This is a genomic window from Pseudomonas sp. CGJS7 (genome assembly GCF_036961695.1).
Genome location: NZ_JBAMDI010000055.1, coordinates 57,833 through 67,774, shown reverse-complemented (window position 1 = coordinate 67,774; position 9,942 = coordinate 57,833). Strand labels below are relative to the sequence as shown.

Sequence of the window (9,942 nt, the reverse complement as noted above, 5' to 3'; positions counted from 1 at the left end):
GCCCATCGAACAACGACGTAACTTCGGGTCGGGTCAAAGGCTCGGCTCGATGCGCCATCCCGCCGCGGAAACCGGGCCGTCCCTGGCCCACCGCACCGCTTCCGCCCGTCGATTTACTGGCTGATCGCCACGCCATTGGCCGGCTTGAGTTCGCCGATCTGCGCCTTGGCGCGTTCGACCAGTCGCACGAATTCCGCGCGCTGGCCCCAGCGATCGTCCAGGCGCACGCCGCGCGCATTGGCCAGGATCTGGTCCCAGCCCCAGCCGTCGTACTGGCTGCCGCCGCGCAAGGCGTCGGCGAAGGCCGCCACCGATGCGGCCATGCGCATCGGATCGCTGGCGACCGCGCGCTGGGTCGAGCGCAGGATCGGCGTTTCGATCAGCTGGCTGCGATCTTCCGAGGGACGCTTGTAGCGCAGCTTGAGGTTGGCGATCTCGCCGTCCTTGCCGCTCGCGGCCACGGTCTTTTCGCCGTAGCGCAGCGCCGGCAGACGCGTAGCGGCGGAGCCGGCCGGGGTGATCTCGTACAGCGCAGTGACCTCATGGCCGGCGCCGATGTCGCCGGCATCGACCTTGTCGTTGGCGAAATCCTCGCGCTTGAGCAGGCGGTTTTCGTAACCGATCAAGCGGTACTCGGCGACTAGTGCCGGGTTGAATTCGATCTGGATCTTGACGTCGCGGGCGATGGTCATCAGGGTCGAGCCCATTTCCTCCACCAGCACCTTGCGCGCCTCTTGCAAGGTGTCGATGTAGGCGTGATTGCCGTCGCCGACGTCGGCCAGTTTTTCCGACAGCTGATCGTTGTAGTTGCCGGTGCCGAAGCCCAGCGTGGTCAAGGCGATGCCGCTCTTGCGCTGATCGGCGACCAGGGTTTCCAAAGCGTTGTTGTCGACGGTGCCGACGTTGAAATCGCCGTCGGTGGCCAGGATCACCCGGTTGACGCCGTTCTTGACGAAGGCCTGCTTGGCGGTCTGGTAGGCCAGACGGATGCCGTCGCCGCCGTTGGTGCTGCCGCCGGCTTCCAGGCGGTTGAGCGCGTCGAGAATCTCCTGCTGGCGGTCGCCCGGGGTCGGCGGCAGCACCAGGCCGGCGGAGCCTGCGTAGACCACGATCGAGATGCGGTCCTGCGCGCGCAGTTGCTTGGCCAGCATCGAGAACGCGCTCTTGAGCAGCGGCAGCTTGTCGGGCGAGTTCATCGAGCCGGAGGTGTCGATCAGGAACACCAGGTTGGCCGGCGGCAGCGTCTGCTTGGGCACGTCGTAGCCCTTGATGCCGATCATCAGCAGTTGGCGTTGGGCGTTCCACGGCGCCGGCGCCAGTTCGGTGGAGACCTTGAACGGCGTGGCCAGGGAGGTCGGCGCGGCGTGGCCGTAGTCGAAGTAGTTGATGAATTCTTCCGCGCGCACGGCGTCGGCGGGCGGGCGCTGGCCGTCGTTGAGCATGCGCCGCACATTGGCGTAGCTGCCGGTGTCGACGTCGATGGAGAAGGTCGACAGCGGCTGCTCGCTGGCGCGCACCACCGGGTTGTCTTCGCGCTCGGCGTATTTTTCGGTGTTGGCCGGCTGCGAGTAGTAGGGCGGGGGCGGCGGCGGAGCGATCATCGCCGGGGCGGCGGCGAGCGCTTGCGGGGGCAGTTGCTGGATGCGCATGCGCCGGTCTTGCTTGGCGCGTGTTTCGATCCGTGCGCCGGTGACGGCGATTCGGTCCAGGCTGCTGTGATCGCGCTTGGCGGCGGCGTTGCCGGCCGCGGCGCGGTCGCCGGGCTTGTATTCGGCGGCGGCCTTGGCCGGTTCGATCGGAGCGGCGAGGAACGGGGCGGTCGACGACGCGGCGGCATCGGCGGGTGCGTCGGCCAGCGCGCCTTCGGCGACCGGCGGCGCGTTGTGGGTTTGCTCGACCGGCGGGCTCTTGGCGGTGGAGGGGTTGATGTCGCCCGAGGACTGGCAGGCGCTCAAGGCCAGCGCGGCCAGCAGCGCGGCGCTCAGGGCGTGGGTGGAGAAGGTGCGGGTGGTCGGCGAGCGGCGCGTGGCTGAGGCTTGCATGGTGGCTTCCCTGGTGTGTGGACCTGGGAAGTCGAACGGGCGGGTGTGGTGGGTGGGGTTGAGGGAGGGAAAAGATTTTTGCGGACTCCCTTCTCCCGCTTGCGGCGACCGAAGGGAGTGCAAGGCTGAGAAGGTGCCCGGAGGGCGGATGAGGGCCTTCGGCGATCTGGTGCCCTCACCCCAACCCCTCTCCCGCAAGCGGGAGAGGGGCTCATATCTTGGAGAGGGGCTGGATCCTTTGGCTTAGCGCGCTTCGATGGGATCGCGGATCACCAACAACCGCTGCTCGCTCATATCCTCGATCGCATAGCGCACGCCTTCGCGCCCCTGGCCGGAATCCTTGACCCCGCCGTAAGGCATGTTGTCGACCCGGAAGCTCGGCACGTCGCCGACGATGACGCCGCCGACGTCGAGCCGGTCCCAGGCGCGCATCGCATGGTCCAGGCGGCCGGTGAACACACCGGCTTGCAGGCCGAAGTCGCTGTCGTTGACCACCTGGAGCACGCGCTCGAAATCGTCGAACGGCTCGATCAGCGCGACCGGGCCGAAGGCTTCCTTGCGGTACAGGTCGGCATCGTGCGCGACCTTCTCCAGCAACGTCGCCGGAATCATGTTGCCGTTGCGCGGCCCGCCGGCGATGCGCTTGGCGCCGCCCTTGATCGCCGCGTCGATCCACGACTGGATGCGCTTGGCCGCGTCCTCGTCGACGACCGGGCCGATGAAGGTCTTTTCATCGCGCGGATCGCCCATGCGCAGGTTGGCGATCGCCGCCTTGAGCTTCTTGCGCAGCTTGTCGTAGATATCGGCATGCGCGTAGATGCGCTGCACGCTGATGCAGCTCTGGCCGCTCTGGTAATAGGCGCCGAAGATCAAACGCTCGACCACATGATCCAGGCTGGCGCCGGGATCGGCGTCGACGATGCAAGCGGCGTTGCCGCCGAGTTCCAGGGTGACCTTCTTCTTGCCGGCGCGCGCCTTCAGATCCCAGCCGATCAGGCCGCCGGTGAAGCTCAGCAGCTTGATCCGCTCATCCTCGACCAGCAGCGAAGCGTCTTCGTTGGAACAGCACAACACCGAGAACGCGCCCTCGGGCAGGTCGGTTTCGGCCAGCACCTCGCCGATGATCAGCGCGCCGACCGGCGTCTTGATCGCCGGCTTGAGCACGAACGGACAGCCGGCGGCGATCGCCGGGGCGACCTTGTGCGCGACCAGGTTCAACGGAAAGTTGAACGGGGTGATGAAGCTGCACGGGCCGATCGGCACGCGCTTGACCATGCCGCGGTAGCCGCGGGTGCGTTCGGAGATTTGCAGCTCGATCAGCTGGCCGTCGATACGGGTGGCTTCGCCGGCGGCGATGCGGAAAGTGTCGATCAGGCGGGCGACTTCGCCGCGCGCGTCCTTGATCGGCTTGCCGGCTTCGATGCACAGCGCCAGCGCCAGCTCTTCGAAGCGCTCGCTGAAGCGGCGCACGCAATGCTCGAGCACGTCGCGGCGCCGGTCCGGGGTGAAGCGCTCCATCGCCTCGCGCGCCTTGTGCGCGGCGACGATCGCCTTGCGCACCGCGGCGGCGTCGGCCATGGCCACGCGGGTGGCGCGCTTGCCGCTGTATTTGTCCAGCACGTCCAGATCGGTGTTGGCCGCGACCGCGCGATTGGCCAGGTAGTAGGGATAACTGGATTTGAGTCCCTTGGCGGGCTTGGTCTTGTTCGGCTTAGCCATTGGCGGCTCCTTGGGAGAGGGCGATCTCGCTCACTGCAGCGCGGCGGCGAGCTGCGGGATGTCTTGGTTGAGGATCCGGTCGTCGTCGCTGTAATCGATCGGCACCTCGATCACGTCCACGCCCGGCGTGTCCAGCGCCTGGCGCAGCAGCGGCAGGAACGCGTCGCTGGATTCGGGCCGGTGCCCGCGCGCGCCGTAGCTGCGCGCGTAGGCGACGAAATCCGGATTGCCCAGGTCCATGCCGAAGCTCGGGTAGCGTTCGTGCGCCTGCTTCCACTTGATCATGCCGTAGGCGTCGTCGCGCAGCACCAACACCACCAGGTCCAGGCCCAGGCGCACCGCGGTTTCCAGTTCCTGCGAATTCATCATGAAGCCGCCGTCGCCGCACACCGCCACCACGTTGCGGTCGGGGCAGACGATGCGCGCGGCGATCGCCGAGGGCAGGCCGGCGCCCATCGTCGCCAGGGCGTTGTCGAGCAGCAGCGTGTTGGGTTCGCGGCAGCGGTAGTTGCGGGCGAACCACAGCTTGTACAGGCCGTTGTCCAGGCAGACCACATCGCGCGGCGACAACGCCGCGCGCACGTCGGCGACCAGGCGCTGCGGGGCCAACGGGAAACGGTCGTCGTCGGCGCGGTCGCGCAGTTGCTCCAGCAAGGTGCCGCGGACCCGGTCGAAGAAGGCGAAGTCCCAATGCGCCTGCGGTTGCAGGGCTTCGGACAAACGCCACACCGAATGGGCGATGTCGCCGACCACTTCGATCTGCGGGAAGTACACCGCATCGACTTCGGCGCTGGCGTAGTTGACGTGGATCACCGTGCGCCGGCCTTCGCGCATGAAGAACGGCGGTTTTTCGATCACGTCGTGGCCGATGTTGACGATGCAGTCGGCGGCGTCGATGGCGCGGTGGACGAAATCGTGATCCGACAGCGCGGCGTTGCCGAGCCACAGCGGCCCTTGTTCGTCGAGCACGCCCTTGCCCATCTGGGTGGTGAAGTAGGGGATGCCGAGTTTGGCGACGAAGGCGTCGAGGGTTTTCGAGGTGGTCTTGCGGTTGGCGCCGGCGCCGATCATCAGGATCGGATGGCGCGCGTTGGCGATGGCTTCGGCGGCGCGTTCGATCGCCTTGTCCTCGGCCACCGGGCGGCGCGAGAACGAGGCCGGAATCAGCCGCGCCTGGGTCGGGTCGCCGGCGATGTCCTGCGGCAGTTCCAGATGCACGGCGCCGGGGCGTTCTTCCTCGGCGCGGCGGAAGGCTTCGCGCACCCGCGCCGGGATGCTGTCGGCGGCGACGATCTGGCGGGTGTACTTGGTCAGCGGGCGCATCGTGTCGACCACGTCGACGATCTGGAAATGCCCTTGCTTGCTGGTCTTGATCGGTTTCTGCCCGGTGATCATCAGCATCGGCATGGCGCCGAGCTGGGCGTATGCGGCGGCGGTGACCAGATTGGTCGCGCCCGGGCCGAGCGTGGACAGGCAGACGCCGGCTTTGCCGGTCAGGCGGCCGTAGGTGGCGGCCATGAAACCGGCGGCTTGTTCGTGGCGGGTCAGCACCAGCTTGATCGAAGAGGTGCGCATCGATTCGAGCAGGTCGAGGTTTTCTTCGCCGGGGATGCCGAAGATGTATTCCACGCCTTCGGCTTCGAGCGCGGCGACGAAGAGGTCGGACGCTTTGGTCATGCGGGACTCCGGATGGAACGTAGGAGCGCAAGGATCGCGCACGCGGTGTGAGTGGTGGGCGACGGTGGTGGAACGGTGCGGGTTGGTGGTGCGTCTGGGGTGGGGCAAATCCCCCCGGGCCCCCCTTTTGCAAAGGGGGGAGCGCTTCGGGTGGGGGCGTGGGGAATTGCTGTTGCGCGGCTTCTGCAATCGCCCCCTTTAGCAAAGGGGGCAGCGCTCGCGCAGCGAGTGCGGGGGATTTGAGCCACCGCCCACGCAGCCCACGTCAGTCGTCCCGCCGCTCCACCCGCACCTTGATCTGCCCATCCTGCACCCGCACGTTCAACCAATCGTCCGGCGCCGCATCGTGGCCTGCGGCGACGCGGCCTTTGCAATCGCCCCCTTTAGCAAAGGGGGCAGCACTCGCGCAGCGAGTGCGGGGGATTTGAGCCACCGCCCACGCGGCCAGCGTCAGTCCTCGCGCCGCTCCACCCGCACCTTGATCTGCCCATCCTGCACCCGCACGTTCAACCGATCGTCCGGCGCCGCATCCAGCACACTGCGCACCACCCGCCCGTCTTGCTGCTGGACGATGGAATACCCGCGCGCCACCGTGGCCAACGGACTGACCGCTTCCAACGAACGCGCCAAACCGCGCAAACGCAAGGCATCGCCGCGCAGCCGCCGCACGATCGCCGCCTGCGGGCGCTGCGCGATCGCATTCAAACGCTCGCGCAGTTGCGCGATCCGCCGCCGCGGATGGCGCGCGCGCAGCACCGCGTCGATATGACGCAGCCGCGCGGTGTCGCGTTCCAGGCGCAGGCGCCAGGCTTGTTCGAGCCGGCGCAGCGCTTCCTGCTGGCGGGTGCGCAGCGCGGCCAGCCGCGCTTGCGGGCGTTGCGCGTTCAAGCGCAAACCGGCGCGGTCGGCGCGCTGCATCGCCTGGCGCAAACGCTGGCCGTGCAGGTTGTGCAGGCGCGCTTCCAGCACGCGCAGGCGATGCAGCAGATCGGTTTGCTGCGGCACCAGCAATTCGGCGGCCACCGACGGGGTCGGCGCGCGCACGTCGGCGGCGAAATCGGCCAGGGTGAAGTCGGTCTCGTGGCCGATCGCCGACACCACCGGCACCGCCGAGGCGGCGATGGTCCGGGCCAGGCGCTCGTCGTTGAAGGCCCACAGGTCTTCCAGCGAACCGCCGCCGCGGGCGAGCACGATCACGTCGTAACGCCCGGACGCTTGAGCGCGTTGCAGCATCGCGGCGATGCGCTCGGCGGCGCCGTCGCCTTGCACCGGCACCGGCAGCACTTCGGCTTCGGCCAGCGGGAAGCGCCGCGCCAGCACGCTGAGCACGTCGCGCACCGCCGCGCCGCTGGGCGAGGTGATCACCGCGATCCGCGCCGGGAAGCGCGGCAGCTCGCGCTTGCGCTCGCTGTCGAACAGGCCTTCGGCGCCGAGCCGCGCCTTGAGTTCCTCGAACGCCCGGCGCAAGGCGCCTTCGCCGGCCTCTTCCATGTGGTCGAGCACCAACTGGTAGTCGCCGCGCGCTTCGTACAAGGTCAGACGGCCGCGCGCGAGCACCCGCAGGCCCTCGCGCGGGACGAATTTCAGCCAGCTGCTCTTGGGCTTGAACATCGCGCAGCGGACCTGGGCGCGCGCGTCCTTCAGGGTCATGTAGAGATGGCCCGAAGACGGCCGCGACAGATTGCCCAGTTCGCCCTCGACCCAGATCAGCGGGAAGGTGTCTTCCAGCAGGTTGCGGGCCAGGGTGTTGAGCTGGCTCGGGGTGAGGACGTGATCGGGGTCGTTGGGGGGCATCTTGGATTCGGTTGTGAAAATGCTACGTCAATGGCTCAACTTCATTACTTCAATAAAGTCTCTGATCAATTCAGTCTGATCCGCTTCTCCGCCGCTTGAGTAAATAGAAAAATTTCCATATTGGTTGTAGTGCTCAACCGCCTCCAATAAATCAGCTTTCACCTTATCTGGAAAAACATCCAGAAGATGGGGCGCTTTGTTTTCAACTACCAATGCCGCTACCGATAGCGAAACAATCGCCCATGGAAATACTCCGGCCTGAGCGTCCTTAGCCATAGATAACAGCGAATCTATCTGTTTCTGCAAACTGTCCGTCATTTTCTGCCCCTCTCTATATAGCGAGGAGCTTTCCGCGCGCAGACGGTCGAGGTCCTCGAACAGCGCCTGCAATGGTATCGCGCCTGGACCAATCGGTCTTTGCGCGCCGCTGCCGGCCCGTCCGGCGAAGGCGCCGATGCGAGAGCTCCTGTATCGCCGTTCAGCCCCCGCTTCATCCGCAGGACACGTCAGCCGCGTCCCCCGGCGTTACAATGCGGCTATGAATCCAGATGCCCCCTTGCCCTGCGCGCCCCCGGGTTTCGGCCCCTTGCCGCGCCGCCCGACCCGATCGGTCGTCGTCGGCGGCGTTCAGGTCGGCGGCGGCGCGCCGGTGGTGGTGCAGTCGATGACCAACACCGACACAGCCGACGTCGCCTCCACCGCCAAGCAGATCGGCGAGTTGTGGCGCGCCGGTTCCGAACTGGTGCGGATCACGGTCAACACCGTCGAGGCCGCCGCGGCGGTGCCGCGGATCGTCGACAAGCTGGCGATGAAGGGCATCGAGGTGCCGATCATCGGCGACTTCCACTACAACGGCCATCAACTGCTCAGCGCCGAGCCGGCCTGTGCCGAGGCCCTGGCCAAGTACCGGATCAATCCGGGCAACGTCGGTTTCGGCAAGAAGAAGGACAGCCAGTTCGCGACCTTGATCGAGTTCGCGATCAAGTACGCCAAGCCGGTGCGGATCGGCGCCAACTGGGGCTCGCTCGATCAGGCCCTGGCCGCGCAGCTGATGGACGAAAACCATACCCGCGCCGAACCCTGGGACGCGGGCCGGGTCTTGCGCGAGGCGTTGATCCGTTCGGCCCTGGATTCGGCCGCGCGCGCGGTCGAGCTGGGGCTGCCGGCCGATCGCATCGTGCTCAGCGCCAAGGTCAGCGGCGTGCAGGAACTGATCGCGGTGTATCGCGAACTGGCCACGCGCGGCGATTACGCGCTGCATTTGGGTTTGACCGAAGCCGGCATCGGCAGCAAGGGCATCGTCGCCTCCAGCGCCGCGCTCGGCGTGCTGATGCAGGAAGGCATCGGCGACACCATCCGCATTTCGCTGACGCCCGAACCTGGGCAGTCGCGCACCAATGAGGTGATCGTCGCCCAGGAACTGCTGCAGACCATGGGCCTGCGCGCGTTCACGCCGATGGTCACCGCCTGTCCCGGTTGCGGCCGCACCACCAGCACCTTCTTCCAGGAATTGGCCCAGACCGTGCAAGAGCACGTCCGCGCCAAGATGCCGGAGTGGAAGATCACCCATCCCGGCGCGGAGAACCTGACCCTGGCGGTGATGGGTTGCATCGTCAACGGGCCGGGCGAATCGCGTCACGCCAATATCGGCATTTCCTTGCCGGGCACCGGCGAGTCGCCGTCGGCGCCGGTGTTCGAGGACGGCGAGAAGACCGTGACCCTGCGCGGCGAGAACATCGCCCAGGAATTCGTCGCGCTGATCGACACCTACGTCGAGCGCCACTACAACGCTCGCGTCGCCGGCGCCTGAACCGCGTGACCGAGCCCGGTGGGAATCCATCCTCCGCGCGCGCTTCGGCCGAAGCCGAGCGCGGCGGCGACGACAACGCGCTGAAGCAAGAAGCGCGTTTCGGCCTCAACCTGCTGCGGCGGCACGGCTGGATGCTGTTGCTGGTGTTCGCCGGCCTGTTGCTGCCGCTGTGGGCCTTCGCCGAATTGGCCGATGAGATCCACGAGCAGGAAGCCATCGTCTTCGACGTGCCGGTGCTCGAATACGCGCACAGCCTGGCGCGCGAGGGATTCGACCGCCTGTTCGTGCTGTTCTCGCAGTTGGGCTACATGTATGGCGTGGTGCCGTTCGACATCGGCCTGGTGATGGTGCTGAGCCTGCGCCGCCGTTTCCGCGAAGCCAGCTTCGCCGCGATCGCCCTGGGCGGCTCGGCGCTGTTGAACATCGCCGCCAAGCAGTTTTTCGCGCGCGAGCGGCCGTCGTTGTGGGAGTCGATCGCGCCGGAGCACAACTACAGTTTTCCCAGCGGCCACGCGATGGGCTCGATGACCCTGGCGGCGGTGCTGATCCTGCTGAGCTGGCGCACGCGCTGGCGCTGGCCGGTGCTGGCCTTGATGGTGCCGTTCGTGCCGTTGGTGGGCTTCTCGCGCCTGTACCTGGGCGTGCATTACCCCTCCGACATCCTCGCCGGCTGGTCGGTCGCCACCGCCTGGGTGGTGGCGGTGTATCTGCTGGTGTATCGCGCCGGCGCGCGCCAGCCCTGGACGCTGCACCAAGCTTGATGCGGCCGCTCGGCTGCGCCTTCGCATCCTGAATTCGATCGCGCCGGGTTGAAGCTCGGCCAGCGGCCGGGCGTGGTCGCGATACCGTCCGCGAGCTTCGCGCACTCTTGCGCATTAAGGTCAATGAACTCCGCCGCGC

General features: G+C 67.2%; 7 protein-coding genes. 2 read left to right on the top strand and 5 right to left on the bottom strand.

The genetic code is table 11. The features are described from left to right. Positions 1-113: 113 nt before the first annotated feature. The 5 genes from V7787_RS28270 to V7787_RS28250 all read right to left on the bottom strand — a co-directional run bounded on the left by V7787_RS28270 (position 114) and on the right by V7787_RS28250 (position 7,622). Positions 114-2,042: a vWA domain-containing protein gene (locus V7787_RS28270; RefSeq protein WP_336090714.1), complete on the bottom strand. Its 1,929-nt coding sequence runs from the start codon at positions 2,040-2,042 to the stop codon at positions 114-116. A 243-nt stretch (positions 2,043-2,285) separates the two neighbouring features. Beyond that, positions 2,286-3,761, bottom strand: coding sequence for an aldehyde dehydrogenase family protein (locus V7787_RS28265; protein WP_336090713.1), 1,476 nt, complete (start codon positions 3,759-3,761; stop codon positions 2,286-2,288). A gap of 30 nt (positions 3,762-3,791) precedes the next feature. Further along, on the bottom strand, positions 3,792-5,438 hold the full coding sequence (locus V7787_RS28260) for an acetolactate synthase large subunit (RefSeq protein ID WP_336090712.1): 1,647 nt from the start codon (positions 5,436-5,438) through the stop codon (positions 3,792-3,794). 450 nt (positions 5,439-5,888) lie between these two features. Next, positions 5,889-7,232: an exodeoxyribonuclease VII large subunit gene (gene xseA, locus V7787_RS28255; protein WP_336090710.1), complete on the bottom strand. Its 1,344-nt coding sequence runs from the start codon at positions 7,230-7,232 to the stop codon at positions 5,889-5,891. Between the two features lie 27 nt (positions 7,233-7,259). Then, positions 7,260-7,622 (bottom strand): hypothetical protein, encoded by a 363-nt coding sequence (locus V7787_RS28250; RefSeq protein ID WP_336090709.1) that lies wholly within the window; start codon positions 7,620-7,622, stop codon positions 7,260-7,262. Between the two features lie 196 nt (positions 7,623-7,818). Here V7787_RS28250 and ispG point away from each other — a divergent pair, with 196 nt between their 5' ends. Both ispG and V7787_RS28240 read left to right on the top strand, forming a co-directional pair. After that, positions 7,819-9,042: a flavodoxin-dependent (E)-4-hydroxy-3-methylbut-2-enyl-diphosphate synthase gene (gene ispG, locus V7787_RS28245; protein WP_336090707.1), complete on the top strand. Its 1,224-nt coding sequence runs from the start codon at positions 7,819-7,821 to the stop codon at positions 9,040-9,042. Between the two features lie 5 nt (positions 9,043-9,047). Continuing rightward, positions 9,048-9,803 (top strand): phosphatase PAP2 family protein, encoded by a 756-nt coding sequence (locus V7787_RS28240; protein WP_336090705.1) that lies wholly within the window; start codon positions 9,048-9,050, stop codon positions 9,801-9,803. Positions 9,804-9,942 lie beyond the last annotated feature (139 nt).